Here is a 25,008-nt window from a genome sequence, read left to right on the forward strand (position 1 = left end):
CAACAAGTCAAAAAATAGACTCATTCTGTCAAGTTAACATATAAATGTCTCGGCAGAATAGCTCCAATGAACATTTTATTGCTTCATTGATACTGTATATCAAGCAAATAAAATGATGTCCTAAAAATGTAGCTCATGGATATGAAAACTACATTCATCGTTAAAGACAAAAAAGGAAAATAGAATGAATTTTAAAAATGTCACTGTTGCAGGTAGTGGTGTACTCGGCTATCAAATTGCATTTCAAACCGCATTTCACGGCTTTAAAGTCAGCGTTTATGACATCAATGATGAAGTGCTTGGCAAAGCCAAAGCCAAATTTTTTGAATTATGTGAATGCTATAAACGTGATCTCAATGCAACCCAAGATCAACTCGACAATACATTTAACAATCTTAGTTATCATTCGAACCTTGCCGAAGCAGTCAAAGATGCAGACCTTGTGATTGAAGCTGTACCAGAGGATCCAGCTATTAAACGGGATTTTTATGAAAAATTAAGCCAAGTTGCACCTGAAAAAACTATTTTTGCAACCAACACGTCGACGTTATTGCCAAGCGAATTTGCTGAAGTGACTGGACGCCCAGCAAAGTTTTTAGCCTTGCATTTTGCTAATATGATTTGGGTGAATAATATGGCTGAAATTATGGGACATGCATCTACAGATCTTAGCGTCTTCAACCAGTTAGTTGAATTTTCCAAAGCGATTGGAATGTTACCACTGCCAATTTACAAAGAACAATCTGGCCATCTCCTCAACTCAATGCTGGTTCCGTTTTTAATTTCAGCACTAGACCTTTGGATCAATGAAGTGTCTGATCCACAAACCGTAGATAAAGCATGGATGAAGTCATTTGGTTCACCCAAAGGTCCGTTTGCAATCTTAGACATTATTGGCATTAACACAGTATATAACGTTGCAAAATTGCATGCCGATACCAACCCACTGATGGCACGTCTCATGAATCGACTGCAAACAGAATTTATTGAGCCTGGTCACCTCGGTATGCCAACAGGACAGGGTTTTTATAGTTATCCGAATCCAAATTATGAATCTAAAACCTTTTTACAGTAATTTGAGTTTTTAGCCTTAACCGCCTATGGCTATTCTAGGATAGTCGTAGGCAATACCAACGAATATGCTCGATTCTCCTGTCTTCACTACTATCTAAGAATAAACAGCGATAGGCTCAGTTTTTGCATTGACTCAAATACTCAAACAAACCTAATCATAAGCATTGAACTGCTTACATCTTTATAATTTCATCTGATTCAGCCTTTCAATCGCAGAAATATCCGTATTTTCGTCCGAGACTTTATTCAGCTTATATCTATTTTTTGTATTTAGTTTAGATAAAATCTTATAAAGAACAAAATTTAAACAAACCATTATTTTTTAATAGTTTAATTAAAAATAATATATTGTTTTCACTATAAAAATATAAAGTACCGCGCTATTGCTAATATTAAAATCAGATAAGCATTAAATTTTTATGCTCTATATCGAATATTACTTTGTTGATATGATGTGCAAAATTTAACGATTGAGCATATATGTTACTCGTTATTTGAAAAGCATCATTTTTTAAATATGAAGGAAACATATACGACTGATATAGCATTGCAAGCTTGCAAAACACACATTACAGTCTTATGCATCAAATCAGGAATGTCTGATTTAAAATCAATTAATCTCTCTATAGTTCAGGTAAGTGATACCTCATTTGGATGCTTACTCGGGAAGAAAAAATGAAAAAAATTCTAGGAATTGCACTGGGTTTATCTGTTGTTTTAACAGGTTGTAGTAAACCTGAAGCACCTGCAACAGATGCAACTAAAAAGGATACAGCAACCACTGCTGAGCAAACAGTAACTATCGCATCGACAGGGTCTGATGCGGACATTTGGCGCTATATTGCAACTTTGCCAGAAACCAAAGAAGCAGGTTTAAAATTAGACATTAAAAACTTCACTGACTATGTTGCAATGAACACTGCTGTTGCAAACAATGAAGTCGATGTCAACGCATTCCAATCTTATGCTTATTTGGTTGCCTACAACGAAGCAAACACAGCGAAGATTGCTCCGCTTTCTACCACCTACCTAGAGCCAATGGGTATTTACTCAAGCAAAGTAAAAACACTGGCTGAATTTAAAAATGGTGCAACGATTGCGATTCCAAATGACGGTGCGAACGAATCACGTGCATTGTTATTATTACAATCTGCGGGTCTCGTGAAGTTAAAAAATGACTTTGACTTTGTGAAAGGTACATCTCAAGACATCGTTGAAAATAAAAAAGCATTGGTGATTAAGCCTATTCAAATGGCAACGGCTGTTCGTGTGAAAGACGAAGTTGATGCAATTGTTTTGGGGAATACCCTTGCAATGGAAGGTGGCCTAAACGTATTGAAAGATGCGATTTACTATGAGCCAATCGACCAAACCACGAAAATGAACGTCAACGTTCTTGCTGTGGCTGAAGCACGTCAAAACGATCCAGTACTGAAAAAAGTCGGTGAGCTTTACCATGTCGCTGCAGTAGGCAAATATGTTCAAGAGCATTTTGGTGGTACAAAAATTGATGTGAACAAGCCAGTAAGCTACCTTACTCAAGCTAAATAGTAATATAATCAAATCAACGAAACAGGCAAAGTCTCTTTGCCTGTTTTTTCATTTTTGTGTAGTTTTTGACGATATGATTCAATTTAAAAACATTTCAAAGCACTATCAGCTGAAAGGCCAAACCATTCCTGCACTGGACCAAATCAATTTGGACATTCCAGAAGGCAGTATTTTTGGCATTATTGGCTATAGTGGTGCAGGTAAAAGTACCCTCATTCGATTGATCAATTTACTTGAACGCCCAACCCAAGGCCAAGTGATTATCAATCAAAAAGACTTTACTGCATTAGATGCAAAAGCATTACGTCAAGAACGTGCAAATATTGGCATGATTTTCCAGCATTTCAATTTACTGCAGACCAAAACTGTTGCAGCCAATATTGAAATGCCAATGAAACTTTTAGGTTATAGCAAAGCTGAACGTGAAAAACGTTTAAATGAACTACTTGAGTTTATTGACCTCAAGCATAAAAAAGAAGCTTATCCAGACGAGCTCTCGGGTGGTCAAAAACAACGTGTCGGTATTGCTCGTGCGCTTGCCAACCACCCTAAAATTTTACTTTGTGATGAAGCAACTTCTGCACTAGACCCACAAACCACCAAGTCGGTCTTAGACTTGCTCAAAAAAATCAATCAAGAGCAAGGCATTACCATCGTCATGGTGACACATGAGATGGATGTGATTCAAAGCATCTGCTCACATGTAGCCGTGATGGAACTCGGCAAAGTAGTTGAAACAGGCAAAACGGTGGACTTATTTAGTCGCCCACAACATGCAACAACACAGAATTTTATCCAAACCATTTTGCATCAACAGCTACCGATTAAACTGCTGAATAATTTGGAACATAAGCACCATCACAGTATTTATCGCTTACAGTTCCTTGGTCAGTCTGCACATGAAACCGTGATCCAAAATTTAATTAAACAGTTTGATATTAGTCTCAATATCCTATTTGCCAACATGATTGAAATTGATGGCAATGTGATTGGCCAAATGTTTGTTCAGTTATTAGGGGATGAAACTTTAATTACTGAAGCAGTGGAGTTTTTAAAACAGCATGGTGTGGCTGTTGAGCAATCAGGAGAACTGGCATGAGAGATTTAATTGTCCAGTGGTTAACTCAAATTACCGCGCCGTTTTGGAAAAGTTCACTATCTATTGATCAGTTCATTACCGCTTTGCAAGAAACCTTTCATATGGTGTTTTTTGCAATGCTATTTGGCTGTATTTGGGGCTTTATTCAGGCCATCATTTTATTGGTGACACGCCCAGATGGTATTTTGCCCAACAAAGCGATTTATCACATTCTTAACCCGATTGTGAATGCCCTGCGCTCTCTACCCTTTATTATCTTGCTCATTGCAGTTCTACCTTTAACTAAACTGATCGTAGGCACCTCGATTGGCACGTGGGCGGCAATTGTTCCTCTTACGATCTATGTTGGACCCTATATTGGTCGTTTGGTCGAAACGTCATTGCTTGAAGTGAATGAAGGAATTATCGAATCTGCTCAAGCCATGGGCGCAACACCGCTACAAATCATTTTTAAGTTTATTTTACCTGAAGCACGTAGTTCACTGATTTTGAACTTAACCACAGCCACGATTAGCTTAATTGGCGCAACCGCGATGGCTGGTGCAGTAGGTGCAGGTGGTATTGGTGATCTTGCGATTTCTTATGGTTATCAACGTTTTGATACTAGTGTTGTAATACTCACGGTGATTGTGCTGTTGATCATGGTACAAATTGTACAATCCGTTGGAGATTGGCTGTCTAAACTGCGTTAACAAAATTAAGCTCTCAATATTGAGAGCTTTTTTTCAGATTTAAATTTTATAGAATGACAACACAAAGAATTCAAAATTACGACTTTAAAATCATCACCATGAAAACACCCATTTTATTTCTAAATATAAGTCTTTTGCCGATACTCAGTCATGCAGTGCCAAATACGTATGACTACGTCACCAGTGTGAAAGTGAATCAGGTCGAACTGAATGCCCCTGTGACAGCACATCAAGTCAGTCAATTATTCGCTCAATCGAATGGAAAAGTCAGCAAACAATATGCCGAATGCACAGGCAACTATGAATACAGTACTGCAAATGCCCAATACAAAACCCTAAAGTTTGAAATTTTTAACGAAGATAATCCCAAGATTCAGACTGAAAAATTCTATAAAGACAAAGCGAATTTCAAACAACTCGGACAAATCAAAGGCCGGGTTTGGCTTGACTGGAAAAGCACTCAAGCGATGAGCGAAAACATACGCGTACAAAATATTCAAATCACGCCCAATTATACTTTGCAGCAATTTAAACAAGACTTTAAATACAGTGCACACGGCATGGCAGCATCAGGTGAAGCTCAAGTCCTGCTCTTGCAGCTCAGTGAAATCAAAGCTTTTTTGAAAGAACCGCAAGACTTTGCCCCACCCTACACGGCTTATCTCAACTTTAGTTTTAAAAATGGACGGCTAAACAGTTTTGCCATTCAGCAAGCGGTGGCCTGCTAAAATCTTTTTATGCCAAGAACAAGGACTGCCATTGCCTTTTCTAAGTTGTTTTGAACTCACTGACAATAAAATATACAGTCCAAACGCTAGATGCTATTAAATTTTGCCAATTCATTTGAATCGCACTCAGAATGAAGGCAGAGCATGTTAAACTATTTAGCGGTTTTTGCAGGGACTCACTTATGCACTTTGTACATCTTGGTATTCATACAGAATTTTCAATCACAGAATCAATTGTACGTATACCTGATTTAGTCAAAGCTGCTAAGGCAGAAGGTATGCCAGCCCTTGCCATTACTGACCTATCTAACTTACATGCTGCTGTAAAGTTTTATGGTAAATGCTTAGATAATGGCATCAAACCAATTATGGGTTCAGAAGTTCGTTTGAACGATGCTGAACATCGCGTAACTTTATTGGCGACGAGCAATGTTGGCTGGCGTAATCTGACTGAACTGGTTTCCGAGGGTTTTATCCGTGGTCAACAGCTTGATATTCCTTGCGTTGCAAAAGACTGGATTTTAGCGCAAAACCACGACCTGATTGCCCTACTTGGCATGCAATCTGATGTCGGCAAAATGCTCTGTACATCAAATCCGCAAAAAGCCGAACCTTTACTCGAAGAATGGATTGCAAAGTTTGGCAATCGGGTTTATTTGGCCCTATGCCGAACAGGCCGTTCAGGTGAAGAAGACTTCAACTATGAAGCCTTAAAACTGGCTAAAAAATATAACATAGGTGTGGTTGCGCACAACGATGTGCACTTCATGAAAGAAATCGACTTTGAAGCACACGAAGCCCGGGTCTGTATTGCCGATGGTTATGTACTAGGGGATAACCGCCGACCAAAAAATTACTCTCCAGAGCAATATTTTAAATCTGGCCAACAAATGGCGGAATTATTTGCAGACATTCCCTCTGCAATTGAAAATACTTATCAAATTGCCAAACGTTGTAACGTTACCCTGCAATTAGGTAAATACTTTCTGCCTGACTACCCTATCCCTGAAGGCCATACCATTGACACCTACTTTGCACATTTATCCAAAGAGGGTTTAGAAGAGCGTTTAGACTTTTTATATCCACCAGAAACGCGTGATGAATACTGGCCTGAAAAACGTAAAGAATATGATGATCGTTTAGAGTATGAAATCGGGACCATTCTTAAAATGGGTTTCCCGGGCTACTTCTTGATTGTCATGGACTTCATCCAATGGTCCAAAGGTAATGGCGTGCCCGTTGGTCCAGGCCGTGGTTCAGGTGCAGGTTCGCTTGTTGCCTACAGCTTAAAAATTACAGATCTCGATCCTCTCCCATACGGGCTGCTGTTTGAACGCTTCTTAAACCCAGAACGTGTTTCAATGCCCGACTTCGATGTCGATTTCTGTATTGCTGGTCGTGATCGTGTAATTGACTATGTGGCGCGTACATACGGACGCGATGCAGTATCACAAATTGCTACTTTTGGTACCATGGCAGCCAAAGGTGCTATTCGTGATGTGGCACGTGTCTTGGGTAAATCCTATGGTTTGGCAGACCGAATCTCAAAAATGATTCCGACCAAACCTTTAGGTTTAAGCCTCGAAGAGTCGATTGAAGCAGAGCCACAACTTAAAGACATTGTCACCAATCCATCCAACCCAGACAATGACGATGCTGCTGAAATTTGGGAAATGGCATTAAAACTCGAAGGCATTACCCGTAACACAGGTAAACACGCAGGTGGCGTGGTTATTTCCCCAACTAAAATTACCGACTTTTCTGCCGTCTTATGTGACGCAGATGGTACAGGCCGTGTTGCGCAATACGATAAAGACGACGTTGAATCTGCTGGTCTAGTAAAGTTCGACTTCTTGGGTCTACGTAACTTAACGGTTATTGAAGATGCCGTGAAGAATATCAATAAGCGCATTAAGCTCGATGTGCCTTTAGACATTGCTTTCATTCCGCTTGATGACAAAGATGCATACCTCATCTTTGCCAATGCCAACACCACAGCGGTCTTCCAGTTTGAATCCGTGGGCATGAAAAAAATGCTCAAGGAAGCACGTCCAAGCAAATTTGAAGAAATTATCGCCTTTGTATCCCTTTACCGTCCAGGTCCGATGGACCTGATTCCAGACTTTATCCACCGTATGCATGGCGGCGAGTTTGAATATCTCCATCCCCTACTTGAAGGTGTACTTGAACCGACTTACGGCATTATGGTTTACCAAGAACAGGTGATGCAGGCAGCACAGTATTGTGCGGGCTATAGCTTAGGTGGTGCGGACTTACTACGTCGTGCGATGGGTAAGAAAAAGCCCGAAGAAATGGTCAAACAGCGCCAAATTTTCACGGAAGGTGCAGCCAAAAAAGACATTGATGAAGCAACTGCCAACCATATCTTTGACTATATGGAAAAGTTCGCAGGTTATGGCTTTAACAAATCACATGCCGCAGCTTATGCACTGGTTGCCTATCAAACCGCATGGCTCAAAGCGCATTATCCAGCTGAATTCTTAGCAGCAGTGATGTCATCGGAAATGCAAAACACCGATAACGTGGTGTTCTTGATTGATGACTGTCGACACAATGATATAGATGTATTGCCACCTTCGGTCAATATGTCTATCTATCAATTCCATGCTTCGGACGACAAAACGATTGTCTATGGACTCGGTGCAATTAAAGGCGTCGGTGAAGCCGCGATGCAGTCAGTCATTGACTCGCGTATCCAAGATGGGCCGTATCGTGACTTGTTTGATTTCTGCCATCGTATTGATCTGAAAAAAATCAATAAACGGACTTTAGAAGCATTAATTCGCTCAGGTGCTTTAGACTGCCTCGGCATTGAGCGCTCCAGTTTAATGGCGCAACTTCCAGAAGCAGTACAAGCGGCGGAGCAAGCTCGTTCAAACCGTGAAACAGGCATCATGGACTTGTTTGGTGAGGTTGAAGAAGTACAGCGTAAACCTGCCAAACCTGTGAAACCGTGGTCAGATGAAGTCCGTCTCAAAGGTGAAAAAGACACCTTAGGTTTGTATTTAACTGGTCACCCAATTGATGTATACCGTGCAGAGCTGAAAGCATTTATTCCAAATAAAATCAATGAACTCACCCCTACACGTCGTGGGGTAACCACTGTTTTTGCTGGTCTTGTAGTCGATGTAGCCAACTTTCCAAACCGAATGATGGTCACCTTAGATGATGGTACCTCCCGAATTGAAGTCTCTGCGAATCATGAACGCTTTATGCGTTTTAAAGACATCATTCAAAATGAAAAAGTGGTGGTGATTGAAGGTGAAATTTACGAGCGTGAAGGCTTTGACCGTCCAATGGGACGCTTGACCAAAGCATTTACCCTAAATGAAATTCGCCAAAAACGTGCCAACTGTATTCAAATTCGCCTTGACCCAACGCATAGTACGAAAGCACTGAACCAAGATTTGAAAAATATTCTTGCACCCTTCTGTAATGTCGATATGTGTAATCACATTCCGCTACAATTACTGTTGGACTACCCGTATGCCACGGCTGAATTGCACTTAGGGATCAATTGGAAAGTGGCACCGCTAGATGAACTGCTGTCTAAACTTCGTGACTATTTTGGTAAAGAAAATCTTCATGTGGAATATCAAGTCAAATCTAAAGCTGCCAAAGCGGTCAGCTATGAAGAAGCCAAACCCGTAGATGTACCACCGCCACCTGCGGATATGAGCATGGATGATGCCATGGACTTATATCAGGCTGAGGTCGGTCAGTTCTCTTAAATATTTTCAAATTTTAAAATTCATTGGAAAAATCATGAGCCAATTTGACAATGCCGCTGTTTCAGCGCATCTCTCCCATGTGCGTATTGTCATGGTCAATACTACACTCCCTGCGAACATTGGAAGCGCATTACGTGCCATGAAAACAATGGGACTCTCAAAGCTGGTTTTGGTTGCGCCAAAAACCTATCCACATCCCGATATTGATGCTTTAGCAGCGGGTGCAACTGATTTAATCGCGCAGATTGAAATTGTTGAAACCCTTGCCGATGCCATCAAAGACTGCCATTTAGTGTTTGGTACCAGTGCACGTAGTCGTACTATTCCTTGGCCTTTGCTAGACGCACGTCCTGCGGCAGAAAAATCAATTTCAGCAGTGGTGAGTGATCAACAAGAGGTTGCTGTGGTCTTTGGTCGTGAAGACCGCGGACTGACCAATGAAGAACTGGCGATGGCCAACTACCACGTTACTATTCCAGTCAATACAGACTATGGCGTACTGAATATAGCCCAAGCTATTCAGGTCATCTGTTATGAAATGCGTATGGCAACTTTGGCTGCTGTAGAAAGTGGTGAAGATGAAACTGCAACCATGCCTGTGACAGATACAGAGTCCATGCAGTGGGATGAGCCTTTGGTCACACATGAGCAAATGGAACAGTTCTATCCACACATTGAAAAAATGTTGGCTGAAATTGAATTTTTAGATCCAAAAAATCCACGATTATTGCCTTTACGCTTGCGTCGCCTTTTTGGACGTATACAATTAGATCGTATGGAATATCATTTACTTCGTGGTATTTTTAGTCGTGTACAAGCCTTAAATAATGGCACATGGAAAAAGTCAAATACGGATCAAATAGAGGATCAATCTAATGCTTAAACAGCTCAAAGAAGATGTACAAGCTGTATTCGCGCGCGATCCTGCAGCACGAAACACTTTAGAAGTTCTAACCACATACCCAGGTATCCACGCGTTGATCATGCACCGTATGGCGCATGAATTATGGAAAAAGGAATGTAAGGGCTCTGCACGCTTATTGTCTTCTTTCAGCCGTTTTGCAACAGGTATTGAAATTCACCCAGGTGCTAAAATTGGTCGTCGTTTTTTTATCGACCACGGCATGGGCGTTGTGATTGGTGAAACAGCTGAAATTGGCGATGATGTAACCCTCTATCACGGCGTAACTTTAGGCGGTACAACTTGGAATAAAGGCAAACGCCATCCGACTTTAGAAGACGGCGTAGTTGTTGGTGCAGGCGCTAAAATTTTAGGCCCCTTTACAGTCGGTAAGAATGCGAAAGTTGGCTCAAATGCAGTTGTGACAAAAGCAGTACCTGCCGATACCACTGCCGTTGGCAACCCAGCGCGTTTCATATCAAAAGATAAACCAAAAGATGAGGCTGAAACACATCGTCGTGATTATGCAGAAAGTATCGGCTTCCAAGCTTATGCTGCAACGCAAGACCAGTCCGATCCTATACTTGAAGGCATGCGCGTCCTGCTCGACCGTATTCAGTTGAATGAAAAACGTATGAATACCTTATGCCAACGTTTGTCGTTACTTGATCCAACCTTTAAAAAACAGCAACAAAATGAACAACCCTTTAGTGCTGAAGAACTGAAAATTTTGGAAGACGTTCGCCGTGAATGTGAAGCTCAAAGCACTCCATCAAATGATTAAACATGAAAAGTGTTAGTTTTTGAAAACCAGCCTATAGCAAGCCTTGCATGTTCCTCAGAGTTTTCTTAGACTGACGGACATGCCTTTTACACCACTTCTTAAAATAATGAATGGATGAACCTTATGATGCTTAAACCCTTAGCGGTTGCTGTACTTACAGTGTCGTTTTTAACAGCGTGTAGCACAACACCACCGAAAAATAATAACAATACCATTGTGTTTACTGAGCCTGAATTAACTGCACCGTTTTACGCATTAAATCCATTTAACTATGATGCGCCTCCTCCGTTTGAAATTAATTTAAAAAAGGCTGCTTCACAACCTGTAACCAAGATGGAAGTGACACGTTCTGATGATCCATCGAAGAAAATGGTTTTAGACACCAACAAGTTGATTATTCCGACTGTTAACAGCAAAGAACGTCAGTTGAAATACGCGGTGCTGGCAGGTGACAACGAAGTCGACATCACTGAAATTGATGACTTCTTGCAGTTGGTTGAAGGTAAAGCACGCCATTACCCACCTCGTTTTACAGAGCGCCAAGAACGTAAAGGTTTTGAGTCAAAACTAAAAGAAGTGACCCAGCAGTTAGATACGTTGGCATCAAAAGACAATGCATCATTTGATGTACTCATTCGTGCATTCAAAGCTAGCGTTATGGCTCGTAATTTAGACTTAGGTTCCGTGTATACCACCAAATCTTTAACTTATGCTCAGCGTATTTTAAAGCTTAATCAAGAAGACCCTGAAGCAAACTTCTGGTTTGGTTTTGCCCTGTCTGAAGGGGGTGGTCAACGTGAAGCTATGCCGTATTTAGATAAAGCCATGAAGTCTGGTGTTCAAGAAGCTTATTTAGCGAGTGCAAATAACTACATCGCGATGGAACAGAAGAAGAATGCGGTGCAAACGCTGAAAAACTACAAGTTGAAATACCCTCAAGAAGCTGAAGTTGCAGATCGCTTGATTACTGAAATTGAAAAACAAGGTCGTTGGAATGTTTGGCAAGTATTAAATACGAGCAAATAATTCGCTACTTTTGTAACACACTCTAAAATAGACCGAACTTTTCGGTCTATTTTTTTTGAGCGAATTGATAAATCCGAGAATTATCGTATGATTTAAAAAATTCAAAAAAATAGATCGCAGTAGACTCGTTTATGCCTAAATACATCCGTAGCACCTTAATGCTCACTGCTCTGATTTCTATCTTGAGTGGTTGCCAAGTGGTCAGTGTAAAAAATCAATCACTGAACGTCACCATTAATAACGAACGTGAAAGTATTTTAACGCGCGATAAACTCAGTGAAGCAAGTCTGAATGTATTATCTATGACAGGCAGAGAAGCCAAAGTCTGTTCTGAACAGCCTGAGGAATGTGTGAACGAACTCAAACAAATTCCCCAAATTCAGGATGAGCAATTACTATCAACGGCAAGTGAACTTTATCTTGCTAAAGCACTTTCTTTAGAAAAATCATCTGCATGTAAAATCAGTATTTTGGCTAAGACGCAGTCAGAAGAAAAAAAGGCTGTTCAAAAGCAAAATTACCAAAACTGTTTAGATCAACAGCTCGGCATGCTCGATAAAAGTATTCGCTATAGTTATGCTTATATGTTTAAAACTAAACGTGGCCCACAAGATCGAATTTTTGATAACCGTCAAGTACAACTTCGGGACTTTTATAACCAAGCAATTGCCAAACTAGTTAGTGCTTATGGTTTACGTTATGAGCCTTCAGATGTTACGACCCAAATCCAAGTCGGCAAAAGCATTTATCGCATTAATTTCGACAAATATTCCCTTTTAAAAAATCAAAAAATTGAACAACTCATGTCGACGTATAATTTGAACTTTTCAGGTTTGCGTTCAATTACCCGTCGAGATGGATTTGGTTCTGAGTTTTTAATTGTACTGCCTGCAGAACCTCACGACATCTCACCTGAAAAAACAAAATATATTGTTGATCCATTACATCATCAGTATACAAATGGTCATAATCCCAATATTCATAATGCTCGTTATTTAGCAGCGACCATCACAGCCCAACCTCGTTCTGCGGCAAGTGTGGATGAAATCTTAAATAGTCCAGAGTTTGAGATGACAGCCTATGATCCATATAAATATGAAACTGCTGAAATAGCTGGAAAGACTTATCCACTGGCAGCAAATTTTTCAGCACCATATGGCTTATGGCTGGCACAAAATAATCTAGGTAAGTCTGCTTATTTGTCACTGATAGATCGTGATGAACGCCTGACCATGCCTCATTTGTATATGCTTGAACCTTATAACCCGAACAAGAAAGTCATCGTTCTTATTCACGGTCTTGCAAGCAGTCCTGAGGCATGGATTCGTCTAACCAACGATGTAATGGGTGACCCTGTATTGCGTGAGCATTACCAAGTGTGGCAGGTTTTCTACTCCACAAACATGCCTATTCTGGAGAGTCGCTTTCAAATTTATGCAGTGATCCAACAAGCTTTTAGTCAAGTCGATAACAAAGCTTCTGCAAAAAAAGACGCAGTGCTGATTGGGCATAGCATGGGGGGCATTATTGCGCGGCTTTTAGTCAGTGATGCAGACTTAACATCTGCAGCAATCAAATTACTTCCAGATTGGCGCGCCAAACAATTTAAAAATGATCCATTATTTAAATCACGCTTAGATATTCAGCCAATTCCAAACTTTAGTCGTGCCATTTTCTTGGCAGCACCACATCGAGGAACAGAATTTGCTGACCGTTGGTTTACCCTTGCTGCGCGTAAAGTAATTAAACTACCAGGTGCTTTTTTAGGTGCATTAACTGATGTATTACAAAGTAGTGACCCTGATCTACAAGCATTTATCAAAGATATAGATAATGGGTTAATTCAAAATGGCCCAAGCGACCTCAGTAAAAACTCTAAATTTACTCAGTTAACTAAAAATATTGTTCCATATAAGGGGATGAAATTTCACAGTATTATGGGAAATATGACCAACAGTAATGATATCAATGTGATTACTGATGATGTCGTACCTTATACCAGTGCCCATCTGGATGGGGCATTGTCTGAGAAAATTATTAAAGGTGGACATTCTATTCAGGAAACCCCTGAAGCGGTACTTGAGTTGCGCCGTATTCTGCGGCTACACCTTACAGAATTGGGACTATATAAACCTTGATCATAAAAAGCCTAAACTTTTGTTTAGGCTTTTTTTATTTACTTCGTTTATATCAACAGTTGAAGTCGTTAATAGGTACAGCCAACTACAATACTTCTCAACCCTTGTATTCGTGGGATACTACAATTTTTATTTAAACAATCCCACCATTGACCCGAAGTATTTGGGCATTGACCCAATTACTTCCTTCATTGACTGCAAAATCTAATACAGCAGCAATATCCTCAACTGTACCTAAACGCTCTAAAGGCGCCGCCTGAATTAGCCGTGCAATCAGTTCATCACTTTTCCCTTCGAGAAAAAGCGCTGTTGCTGTTGGCCCTGGTGCAATCGCATTCACCGTAATATTTTTACCTCTTAACTCTTTGGCTAAAATCGCAGTTAAAGACTCTATGGCAGCTTTTGACGCAGTATAAACACCATAAGTCTCAAGCTTCATACCCACAACACTGCTGGATAAGTTAATAATTTTACCGCCATGAGCCAAGCGCTTGGCCGCTTCACGCATGGTATATAATGGTCCTTTTAGATTGATTGCCAAAAGTTGATCAATCGTTTCATCATCCACGTCTTCAATTTTATTGAGTCGCATAATGCCTGCATTATTCATCAGCACATCCAGTCTGCCATAAGTCTGAATTGCATAATCAAATAACTGAGTCACTTCATCTGAATGGCTAATATTTGCCTTAAATGCTGTTGCTGTTCCACCATTCGCTTGAATTTTTTGCACCACAGCATTTGCCTCTTGATCATTATTGGCATAATTAATGATGATGCTATGTCCTTGCTGGGCCAATAAACTTGCTGTAAATGCCCCTATACCTCTTGAGGCCCCTGTAATTAAAATTACTTTTTTCTGTTTTTCTTGCACTGCTGTATTCATTGATGACCTCATCGAGTGAAACTTATCATGGGATACGTTCTATGATACTGTTCATAAATAGCAAGATAATCTAGCCAGTTCTGACATCTTTATCCGAATTAGCCGAACAAAGGATCTACAAAAAGATGGATAAGTTAAATGCGCTGTCTGCTTTTGTACACGTTGTAGAGCAACAAAGCTTTACCAAGGCTGCACAGATACTGAACTTACCCCGTTCAACTCTCACCGATGCCATTAAGCAACTGGAAGTACAGCTCAACACACGCTTATTATTTCGTACCACGCGTCAGGTACGAACAACTGATGAAGGTCAAATTTATTACGAACGTTGTAAGTATATCTTGGACTATATCAATGAATCAGATCATGATTTTCTCAATGCAAAACCTCAAGGAACCTTAAAGATAGAAGTACATGGAGTGTTTGCTGCGTATTTTATTTTGCCTCATCTGCATAAGTTTCAAAGTGAATATCCTGGCATTCAGGTACAACTGACAGAAAGTGACCGCTATGTCGATGTGATTAAGGAAGGCATTAATTGTGTTATTCGTATTGGACAACTGAACAAGAGTGAACTAATTGTAAGACACTTAGGTCATTTGCAACAAATAACTCTTGCGAGTCCAAGGTATTTGGAAAAGCACGGTACTCCAAATCATTTAGATGATCTGCATGAGCATTTTATGGTGGGCTTCTATTCAAGTGCACGCCAGAAACATCTGCCACTCGAATTTATCATTCAAAACAAAACGCAACTTTATGACTTGCCTTTCAATATTCAAGTCAACGGAGCAAATACCTATTCAGCCGCAGCCCAACAGCATTTTGGGATTATTCAAGTGCCTCACTATGCTCATATCAAAGTGCTAGAACAAGGATTGCTTTGCCGAATTTTAGAACACTATACTGTACCGTCTATGCCTGTGTCTCTGCTCTATCCGTCTAAAAGATTGGTTTCACCTAAACAAAAAGTCTTTATTGAATGGATATTACAATTGTTTAAGGATCATCCCATCGTATAATCTTGGGTCTTTTTATGAATCAATATTCAACCTAGATAAGCAAGAAAATACCAATACCTTATCTTTCCAAAAATCGTAGCCCCACGCCTGCAATGGTAAAAATATATTTTGGAGTAACTGCAGAATCTCCAATTTTGGTACGGAGTTTTTTCACCAAGATTCGAAGATAATGGGTATCGTCTTCATGGCTAATTCCCCATAACTCGGTCATAATTTGCTTTTGCGTAACGATCTTACCCTGATGGCGAATCAATAATGCTAACAGTTGAAATTCTTTTTTGGTCAGAATAATTTCTTCATTCACGAACCTCACTACATGTTCAGCCACATCCACAGATAATTGACCATCATCAAATACAATATTCTGTTCAGACTGTTGTGGTTTATTACGAAACATCACTCGAATACGGGCACATAATTCCTGAATGCTAAACGGTTTGGTGACATAGTCGTTTGCACCTGCATCGAGCAATTTAATTTTTTGATTTTCATCAGGACGGGCAGATAACACAATCACAGGAATATCTGACCATTGCCTCATCTCGGTCAACACCTGCTGTCCTTCCATATCAGGTAAACCCAAATCTAAAATCAGTAAATCCGCACCCCGTGTTGCCAAAATTTCTAAGCCTTTCATGCCATTTTCAGCAACATGCACCTGATAACCTTGCGCACGTAAGGCAATGTCTAAAAATTTTCGAATTTGAGGTTCATCATCAATAATTAAAATTGATGCATTCGGATGGATTGTTTGCGGCATAAATAGTAATTTTAATCCTGATGTAACGGTAATCGTATGCGAATTAAGGTGCCTTGACCATCTGTTCCAGCAAATGCTTCGATACTGCCCATATGTGCGCCAATAATGGCTTTGACAATCGCCAGTCCTAAACCTGTTCCCGTTTTACCACGATCACCACGCTGCATGGTGTAGAACATATCAAAGATTTGCTCGCGTTCATCTTCGGGAATGCCAATCCCTTGATCGATAATGTCAATTTGCAGAAATTGTTCCTCTTGCTGAATCTTCACTTCAATCGGAACATCATTTGGTGAAAATTTAGCGGCATTTTCCAAGACATTAAAAATGGCTTGTTCAATCAAAGCAGGATGCACATACAATTGCGGAAGTTCTTCCGCCAAAGCAACTTCGATTTTCACCTCAGGCTGATAGCGTTTCAGTCGTTGAGTTGCCGAGCCAATCAGTTCATCTGCACCGATCCAAGCACGACTTAAAGTCAAACCCTGATGACCTAATCGAGTCATATCCAATAGGTTTTGTATATAACGATCCAGTCGTTCCCCTTCAATGTGAATAGTGTCTAATAATTCATGGCGATCGCTTTCAGGCATCTGTTCGCCATAATATTTAAGCGTATCTGCTGAACCAATCATCGCGGCTAAGGGTGAACGTAAATCATGCGAGACCGAAGAAAGTAAGGCGGAACGCAACTTTTCCGTTTCAGCCACCACACGAGAATTTTCTAACTGTAAAGACAGTTGAACCCGAGCAACAGTTTGCGCAATATCTTCAATCATCAACTCAGTTAAACGTTGCAATTCAAAACTGATGGTTTGAGCATTTTGATGAAAGCGAATCGCAATTACGCCATATTCTTTCACCAAATTTAATGGAATAAACCACCACTCAGAATTGGTCAGCGTATTGGTAAAACGTCCACAGGGTTTCGCATTCTTCTGCGTCCAATCTGCGGCAATCTGATCTTTTTCATTTAAAGCAGAAACATCACCTAAAGACTGATTTTCAACTTTTAACCAGACCGTCGCATTTAATGAGGTTTCTAAATGTTGTTTGGCAACGGTTAATACCTGTTCAATATCCACACAGGTCGATAGTTTTCTTTCCAATTCTTGCAACTGTAATGAGACTGAATTTGCAGCACGTAAACTCAAGACCTGCGCACGTAATTGGTTGGCTAAACGCCCGACCAGTAAGGCTGAGACAATAAACGTAATGATGGTAATCACGCCTCGTTCAGCGCTAATCATAAAGGTAAATCGAGGTTCGATAAAAAAATAGTTGTAGAGTAGAAAACAGATGAATACGCTGATAATCGTGATCAACATGCGGGCGCGTATCGCAACCAGTAATACGGTCACAATAAAAATTAAGGCTAAATCACTATACCCAATAAAATGATCACTGATTGCGGCCACAATCAGTCCCAGTAATACAATGATAATACTTTCGACTACTTCACGTTGATTAAACGCCAAACCTTGTTCTAGCCAAGATGAATGAGCCACATTTGTCTGCAAACGCTTTTCATTATTTTTGGCTTTTAAAGGCTGAACAAAGGTGATTTCAAAAGGGTGCTGTTTCTCTAACAGTTGATCGGCAATATGATCTGAAAATAGACGCTGCCATAGCGATTTTTGAGGACTTTTGCCAAGCAAAATATTAGATGCACCATAATCATAAGCTGCCTGTAAAATGGTCGATGCAATATGATTGCTATAGAGTAAATAAGTGTCTGCACCGAGCTTACGTGCTAGATTAAAAGCCTTTGTCACTGCAAAGGCTTGGGTCGTTTCAACCTTACTTTTTTGAATCGAAATGACGCTCCACGTTGCATTGCGTCTTTCCGCAATCCGATGGGCACGGCGCACCAAATCTTCTGAAAACTCAGAACCATCTATCGCCAACATGACATGATTTTGAATCGGGATGATCTGCCCTTGTGCAACAAACTTTTCTCGATAATCAATATCGACCTGCCCTGCAACAGTTTGAATCGCTAGATCACGTAACGCCGTCAAATTTGCAGCTTTAAAAAAACCTTGTAATGCATGAGGGGCAACATCGGCGAAATAAATCTTGCCATGATTCATCCGTTCTAATAATTCAGGAACAGGTAAATCAACCAATCGAATATCTTTCAAACGTTTCAGTAATGCATCGGGGACGGTTTCAGTTACCCGAATCCCCGTAATTTGAAAAACCACATCATTCAGACTTTCCAAATGCTGAATATTTAAGGTGCTATAGACATCAATGCCTGCATCCAACAACTCATTGACATCTTGCCAACGATATTCATGCCGACTATTGGGTACATTGCGATGGGCAAGTTCATCAACGAGTACAATTTGAGGCTTTAATTTAAGAATTTGGTCGAGATCCATCTCGTCTAACATTCGCCCCTGATATTCCACAGACTTTCTTGGAATCACATTGAGCCCTTGAATCAAAGCTTCGGTGTCAGATCGACCGTGGGTTTCAACCACCCCGACCATCACATGCTGCCCTTGTTGCATCAATTCATGCGCTCGGGTCAACATGGCATAGGTTTTCCCGACTCCAGGTGCTGCACCCAAGAAAATGGTCAAACGTCCAGATTGTTCACGTTGACTATGTGCCAACCATGCATCTGCTTTGTTATTACGGTCGATCTGCATAATTACGCTCTATCAACGTGTGGTCGATGACAATTGATCTAAGGCTAAATTTAGCTGTAGCACATTGACCCGCGCTTGCCCATAGACGCCGAATTGTGCAGGCTGAATTTGTTGTTGTACCAAATCACGAACTTGCTGCTCAGGCAAATGATGTTGCTGTGCCACACGTTTCACCTGTAATAAAGCACTTTCAGGTGAAATATCTGGGTCGATTCCGCTTCCTGATGCTGTCACCATCTCATTTGGCACTTGTTGCTCAGTAATATGATTATTCTGGGCAAATTGCACTGTTCGCTCTTTAATTTGTTTTTGCAAATCAGGATTAGAAACCGCCAAATTACTGCCTGCCATCCCATCGACATTGTAACTTACAGCACTCGGTCGTCCATGGAAATATTGTTCACTAACAAAGTTTTGTCCTACCAAACTTGAACCAATAATTTTACCATTCAATTCAATGACACTACCATTGGCTTGTTTGGGAAAGATCAACTGTGCAATGGAGACACTTGCTGTAGCGTACAACATGCCTGCAATGAAAAAACCAACCACGATCAAACCAAAACTCGGACGTAGGACTGAATGTCCTTGATTAGATAATGCCAAGTCCTGTTGATTCAATTGCTCATGACTCAATAAAGTATTCATTTCCAACTCCTAAATCCACAATGACACAACAAGGTCAATCAGCTTGATCACAATAAATGGAAAGATCACACCACCTACACCGTAAATCAGCATATTACGGCGTAACAATTGCAGCGCACTGGCAGGTTTGAATTGAACGCCTTTGAGTGCCAATGGAATCAACATTGGAATAATCAAAGCATTAAAGATCAAAGCGGAAATCACGGCACTGCTTGGACTACTCAACTGTAAAATATTCAGTACCCCAAGTTGTGGAATCGCCACGGCAAACAATGCAGGTAAAATCACAAAATACTTAGAGACATCATTTGCCAACGAAAAAGTGGTTAATGCTCCACGAGTAATCAATTGCTGTTTACCAATTTCAACCACATCTAGCAATTTGGTTGGATCAGAATCCAAATCCACCATATTGCCAGCTTCTTTGGCTGCTTGCGTACCCGAATTCATGGCTAAACCAATATCTGCCTGCGCCAAAGCAGGTGCATCGTTGGTACCATCACCCACCATTGCGACCAATTTCCCTGCTGCTTGCTCATTACGAATACAAGCCAATTTGTCCTCAGGTCTCGCTTCTGCAATATAGTCATCCACACCCGCTTCTGCGGCAATCGCTGCTGCAGTCAACGGATTGTCCCCTGTAACCATAATGGTTTTGATGCCCATCTCACGTAGCAGCGCAAAGCGTTCTTTAATCCCTTGTTTAATCACATCTGAAAGTTCAATCACCCCTAAAATACTGTGATTCGAAGCAACCACAAGTGGTGTTGCACCTTTAGAGGCGACTTGTTCAACACGGGTTTTCAGCTCAATATTGTCTTTAATCTCTTGATGGGTAAAGTTAAGGATGGCATCGACAGCACCTTTACGAATCGTTTGTCCAGTTGCTAGATTTACTCCTGAAAGACGAGTTGAGGCACTAAATTGAATGAATTCGGCATCTTTCGGCTCTTGAATGCTTTCGCCTAATTCCTTCCCAAGACTGATGACCGACTTCCCTTCAGGCGTTGGATCAGCAAAAGAAGTGAGCATTGCTGCTTGACGTAACTCACTTGGTGTCACACCTGCCAATGGATAAAAAGCGGTGGCTTGGCGATCTCCATAGGTGATCGTGCCTGTTTTATCCAACAACAACACATCAATATCACCCGCAACTTCAACCGCTTTCCCTGATTTTGCTAAGACATTGGCTTTTAAAGCGCGGTTCATTCCCGCAATCCCAATTGCAGGCAGCAAACCACCGATCGTGGTTGGAATCAAACATACTAACAGTGCAATCAGCAAGACCATACTGATTTTGATCCCGACCATTGAACCAATCACAGGTAAGGTCAGCACCACCACAATAAAAGTGATGGTCATAATATTGAGTAAAATACTCAATGCGATCTCATTCGGTGTCTTTTGACGGTTGGCACCTTCTACCAAGGCAATCATACGGTCTAAGAAGCTATGCCCTGCCTCATTACTGACTCGAATAATAATTTCATCCGACAAGACCTTAGTGCCACCAATCACGCCTGAACGGTCGGTATTGGCTTCACGTAGTACGGGTGCAGACTCCCCTGTGACAGCCGATTCATTGATAGTCGCAAAACCCTGAATAATCTCACCATCCGCAGGAACAATTTCACCTGCCTTGACGATGACTAGATCATCTTTTTTCAGTAAATTGGCAGAAATCACTGTTGGTACAGCATTTAAATCGAGGATACGATTTGCGGTTAAATTTTCACGTGCTTGACGTAAAGATGCAGCTTGTCCACGTCCTTTGGCTTCTGCAACCGCCTCGGCATAATTGGCAAATAAGACCGTGACCAACAAAATCAAACTCAGGAGCAATCCAAAACCTAAACTGGTATTTCCCATCAAAGTGGCAACAAGGGTTAAAACTGTTCCCACCCAGACACATGCCATTACTGGATTTTTAAACGCATGTTGAGGTAGCAATTTATGGAAAGTTTGCTGAATAATTTCTTTATTCAAGATATCCATCTGTTGTGTCGCATTTGAATGTTTCATTGTGCTTGCTCCACACTTAAACTTTTATCGACAAATAGTCAGCAATTGGCCCAATCACCAACACTGGCATGAATTGCAACAAGGTCAGAATCAGCACGATCCCAATCAAGGTCAACGCAAAAGTTGGAGATTCAATATGTAAAGAACCCTTACTTTCGGCTGCTTGCGGTTTGGTTGCTAAACTCGCTGCGATCAAAACTGGAATAATCAACACGCTATAACGCCCTGCCAATAAAGCCATACTGGCACTCAGATTCCACCATAAAGTGTTATCGCCTAAGCCTTCAAAACCAGAGCCATTATTGGCGTAGGCAGAGACATACTCATAAAACACTTGGCTAATACCATGAAACTCTGGATTGGAATTCCCTGTAATCGATGGAAATGCTATGGCAATCGCCGTCAGACCAAGAATCACCACAGGTTGTAAGAGAATCACTAGCGCTAATAACTTAATTTCAGTCACTTCAACTTTTCGCCCAAATAATTCAGGGCTACGCCCTGTCATCAAACCTGCGATAAATACTGCGAGAAATAGGTAAATAAAGAACTGTAATAGACCACAACCAATCCCGCCCCAAATGGCATTGATCAGCATATTGCACAGTTCAACCAATCCTGTCAGTGGTGAGGCAGAGTCATGCATCATATTCACAGAACCGTTGTTGACTTGTGTGGTCAAACTTCCCCACAGTGCCGATGCCTCAGCACCAAAGCGAACTTCTTTCCCTTCCATCAAAGCAATATTTGGAATGAGCGAAGATTTTTCAGCCCACAGGGTCAATAGCGTTGAAGAAAGTGACATCAACAACATTGTGCCAAAAATCATCCACATCAGTTTCTTACGTTGAATAAAACGCCCAACCATAAACACCGCAGAAAGTGGAATCAGTAAAATCGCAATCATCTCAATCACATTGGATAAAGGCGTTGGATTTTCTAAAGGCACAGTACTGTTTGGCCCATACCAGCCACCACCGTTACTACCCAGTTGTTTAATTGCAACCATGGGCGCAACAGGACCGAGCGGAATATGTTGTGTTTGTACCTCGGAACTTTGATCTAAAACCTGCGCTGTTGGCCCCGCAGATAAGGTTGCTGGCACACCTTGAAAAGTGAGCAGTAAAGAAAAAATTAAACCAAGTGGAATAAAGAATCGAAATAATGGTCGAATGATATCCATCCAATAATTGCCCAGATTAATACGATTCCATTTGTTTTGTTCTGAGTCTTCTGCTTGAACTAATTGTAAGAATAATGCTCTTAACATGGCGACTAATAAAGCAAGCCCCATTATTGGCGACAAATATTGCAATCCTACAATTACCGTCATTTGCGATAGATAAGACAGTTGCGCTTGCCCTGAATAATGCTGTTGATTTGTATTGGTCAGAAATGAAATGGTGGTATGTAAAGCCAAATCCCAATTCATATTCGGAATATGATCAGGATTCAATGGCAACCATGCTTGAGTCATTAAAATAGTGACACTCGCCACTAACAACAAGATATTACTGAGTACAAAAGCACCCAAATATTGCTGCCAGTTCATACCCACTTGCTTCACATTGAGAACCGCGTAGATCGGTTGTTCAATCCACTTAAAGAAGCTATCACTCTTCATTGGTTTGGTTTGCATGACATCCGCAAGATAGTGTCCTAACGGATAAGCCAGCAGCAATGAAAGGATAAATACTGAAATAAATTCCCACATAGCATATGCCATTAAAAATAGGTCAGCTTTAGTATGTAAATTGAGGGCGTAAATTCTCTATATTGAAAAAAGTAAGACGCGTAAATTTTGCGTAAATTTATTTAAAATAATCCATCAAGAAATACATCAAGACGGGCAACCTGTTTAAGCTGATGCCTCCATAGCATGAATCATCGGCTTATTTTTATGGCAGAGTTGGTAAGCACATAAACATGCATAAATTCCTACCAAATAGCCTAAAAACGTCAAGTTTTGCTCGTGACTAAAGTGTATGCCCCGTTGAGCACGCTGAATAAAGTTTTTATTTTATTGCATTGGCTTAGATCATATTTATCACCTTTCAATCAACGAAACAGATTACATATTGCTACGCTGATAGCTCATTGAATCTATCTTGTGCTCTTTACAGTGTATTTAAGTTCATCACTAAATATAGCCAGTTGATGTGTATTCATCAGGTGAAACATACGCTGCTCACATAACAAACTTTTGAATAGGCAACTATCGTCAGGATTTAGCGCTGTAAAGATAATTGTGGAAATACTGAGCTAAGCACAACGAATTCTGCAATATGAGGAGTTCTGCTTTAAAAATTTCCAATAGATAGTTTCAAATGTGAGGAACTCATCACCCATTACACAAAATAATGGGGTACTGTCAAACATCAAGACTGTGGCTATGAATCGAGTGTAGTAACCGAAACCAATATTTTTGGCCCTTCTCTGCTTCAAGCTAATTTCTTAGCTTAGTCTTAGGTTAATATCGTACACTTATCCATAAAATCGCTAATTTTTCTTGTTAAACAGTAAAACTAAAAATAGCTTTCTTGGGTCCTTATTTTAACTATAAGTTATTATTTTTCTTCATACAGTTCACACTTTCATTAATTAAGTGTAATTTTATATAAGCGTAATCCCTGTTTAAGATAAAAATATTGGGGGGGATAAAAAATAGAATGAAACTGGAAGCATCAACACTATTCAAACAAGAGCAAATTGATCTTTTAATTGCTCGCGGACTAAATTTGGTTCGATTCCCTAAAGGGCTAGAGACGATCTATAAAAACCTATACAGAAATGGGGCGGCTTTGGAATTTCGCTATCGTGCCCCTATCATTTTAGGACTATATTTGTATCTATGTATAGGGACCTACCAAATATTGCCAACCGAAATACGTTCTGAATGGATCATGTTTTATGGTTGGGTCGGTTTAATCATTTTGTTCGCATGGTTTCTTTCATTTATTCCAACAATGAATAAATGGTTTGAACATTATGTTTGTCTAGGATCTGTAGGGTCTGTCGCTCTTACTTTCACATTAATCAATGTATTGGAACAAGGTCAAAATAATGTACTTTTTCATGCTGCAATGATGTATGCAATTGTTATTATTTATGGTTTTGTCGGGATGAGATTTTATACTGCTGTGATTGCAGGTTGGTGCGGTGGTTTAATTGGTATAATTGTAACTACATGGCTAAACATCTCTATTGATTGGACTTTTTTAAATCGAACTTATACATTCAGTAGCTTTCTTGGTATGGCTTTAGC

Annotated in this window: 17 protein-coding genes and 1 pseudogene; 12 read left to right on the plus strand and 6 right to left on the minus strand. The window is 40.4% G+C overall.

From position 1 onward, the window contains the following. Positions 1-184: 184 nt before the first annotated feature. From DPG01_RS11965 to DPG01_RS12010, 10 genes are all read left to right on the plus strand, one after another. Positions 185-1,075 carry a 3-hydroxyacyl-CoA dehydrogenase gene (locus DPG01_RS11965; RefSeq protein WP_110975245.1) on the plus strand — a complete coding sequence of 297 codons (891 nt, stop codon included), beginning with the start codon at positions 185-187 and terminating at the stop codon, positions 1,073-1,075. Positions 1,076-1,749: 674 nt separating this feature from the next. Then, positions 1,750-2,625: a MetQ/NlpA family ABC transporter substrate-binding protein gene (locus tag DPG01_RS11970; protein WP_110975246.1), complete on the plus strand. Its 876-nt coding sequence runs from the start codon at positions 1,750-1,752 to the stop codon at positions 2,623-2,625. A 73-nt stretch (positions 2,626-2,698) separates the two neighbouring features. Then, positions 2,699-3,724, plus strand: coding sequence for a methionine ABC transporter ATP-binding protein (locus tag DPG01_RS11975; protein WP_086207756.1), 1,026 nt, complete (start codon positions 2,699-2,701; stop codon positions 3,722-3,724). Then, positions 3,721-4,416: a methionine ABC transporter permease gene (locus DPG01_RS11980; RefSeq protein WP_086207757.1), complete on the plus strand. Its 696-nt coding sequence runs from the start codon at positions 3,721-3,723 to the stop codon at positions 4,414-4,416. Before DPG01_RS11975 ends, DPG01_RS11980 begins: the two co-directional genes overlap by 4 nt. Before the next feature lie 98 nt (positions 4,417-4,514). Then, positions 4,515-5,144 carry a hypothetical protein gene (locus DPG01_RS11985; protein ID WP_110975256.1) on the plus strand — a complete coding sequence of 210 codons (630 nt, stop codon included), beginning with the start codon at positions 4,515-4,517 and terminating at the stop codon, positions 5,142-5,144. 182 nt (positions 5,145-5,326) lie between these two features. Then, positions 5,327-8,896 carry a DNA polymerase III subunit alpha gene (gene dnaE, locus DPG01_RS11990; protein WP_110975247.1) on the plus strand — a complete coding sequence of 1,190 codons (3,570 nt, stop codon included), beginning with the start codon at positions 5,327-5,329 and terminating at the stop codon, positions 8,894-8,896. 34 nt (positions 8,897-8,930) lie between these two features. After that, entirely contained in the window at positions 8,931-9,779 is an 849-nt protein-coding gene (locus tag DPG01_RS11995) for an RNA methyltransferase (RefSeq protein ID WP_110975248.1), read from the plus strand. Beyond that, positions 9,772-10,581 carry a serine O-acetyltransferase gene (gene cysE, locus DPG01_RS12000; RefSeq protein ID WP_086207760.1) on the plus strand — a complete coding sequence of 270 codons (810 nt, stop codon included), beginning with the start codon at positions 9,772-9,774 and terminating at the stop codon, positions 10,579-10,581. The genes DPG01_RS11995 and cysE overlap by 8 nt, the downstream gene beginning before the upstream one ends. A gap of 123 nt (positions 10,582-10,704) precedes the next feature. Next, complete coding sequence (locus tag DPG01_RS12005) at positions 10,705-11,607, plus strand: ABUW_2363 family tetratricopeptide repeat lipoprotein (protein ID WP_086207761.1); 903 nt, start codon at positions 10,705-10,707, stop codon at positions 11,605-11,607. A gap of 131 nt (positions 11,608-11,738) precedes the next feature. Further along, positions 11,739-13,745, plus strand: coding sequence for an esterase/lipase family protein (locus DPG01_RS12010; RefSeq protein ID WP_086207762.1), 2,007 nt, complete (start codon positions 11,739-11,741; stop codon positions 13,743-13,745). Positions 13,746-13,878: 133 nt separating this feature from the next. Here the strand turns inward: DPG01_RS12010 and DPG01_RS12015 are convergent, their stop codons facing one another. After that, positions 13,879-14,631 carry an SDR family oxidoreductase gene (locus DPG01_RS12015; protein ID WP_110975249.1) on the minus strand — a complete coding sequence of 251 codons (753 nt, stop codon included), beginning with the start codon at positions 14,629-14,631 and terminating at the stop codon, positions 13,879-13,881. Positions 14,632-14,756: 125 nt separating this feature from the next. Between DPG01_RS12015 and DPG01_RS12020 the strand changes: the two genes are divergently transcribed. Continuing rightward, on the plus strand, positions 14,757-15,653 hold the full coding sequence (locus tag DPG01_RS12020; protein ID WP_110975250.1) for a LysR family transcriptional regulator: 897 nt from the start codon (positions 14,757-14,759) through the stop codon (positions 15,651-15,653). 58 nt (positions 15,654-15,711) lie between these two features. Here DPG01_RS12020 and DPG01_RS12025 read toward each other — a convergent pair whose 3' ends face one another. Genes DPG01_RS12025 through kdpA form a run of 5 tightly spaced genes read right to left on the minus strand, consistent with a single transcriptional unit; the run spans position 15,712 to position 23,457 of the window. Further along, positions 15,712-16,413 (minus strand): response regulator, encoded by a 702-nt coding sequence (locus DPG01_RS12025; RefSeq protein ID WP_110975251.1) that lies wholly within the window; start codon positions 16,411-16,413, stop codon positions 15,712-15,714. A gap of 11 nt (positions 16,414-16,424) precedes the next feature. Continuing rightward, positions 16,425-19,073 (minus strand): sensor histidine kinase, encoded by a 2,649-nt coding sequence (locus DPG01_RS12030; protein WP_110975252.1) that lies wholly within the window; start codon positions 19,071-19,073, stop codon positions 16,425-16,427. Positions 19,074-19,085: 12 nt separating this feature from the next. Then, the gene (kdpC, locus tag DPG01_RS12035; RefSeq protein WP_110975253.1) at positions 19,086-19,721 is read right to left on the minus strand and encodes a potassium-transporting ATPase subunit KdpC; all 636 of its coding nucleotides are present in this window, start codon (positions 19,719-19,721) and stop codon (positions 19,086-19,088) included. Positions 19,722-19,730: 9 nt separating this feature from the next. Further along, the gene (gene kdpB / locus DPG01_RS12040; protein ID WP_110975254.1) at positions 19,731-21,743 is read right to left on the minus strand and encodes a potassium-transporting ATPase subunit KdpB; all 2,013 of its coding nucleotides are present in this window, start codon (positions 21,741-21,743) and stop codon (positions 19,731-19,733) included. 16 nt (positions 21,744-21,759) lie between these two features. Continuing rightward, a complete protein-coding gene (gene kdpA, locus DPG01_RS12045; RefSeq protein ID WP_110975255.1) occupies positions 21,760-23,457 on the minus strand; it encodes a potassium-transporting ATPase subunit KdpA in 1,698 nt (565 codons plus the stop codon). Positions 23,458-24,412: 955 nt separating this feature from the next. On the opposite strand from kdpA, the pseudogene DPG01_RS12055 reads away from it, so the two are divergent. Next, positions 24,413-25,008 (plus strand): annotated as a pseudogene (locus DPG01_RS12055) (GGDEF domain-containing protein); the annotation flags it as partial.

Source organism: Acinetobacter sp. WCHAc060042, assembly GCF_003231195.1.
In the GTDB taxonomy this organism is placed as follows: domain Bacteria; phylum Pseudomonadota; class Gammaproteobacteria; order Pseudomonadales; family Moraxellaceae; genus Acinetobacter.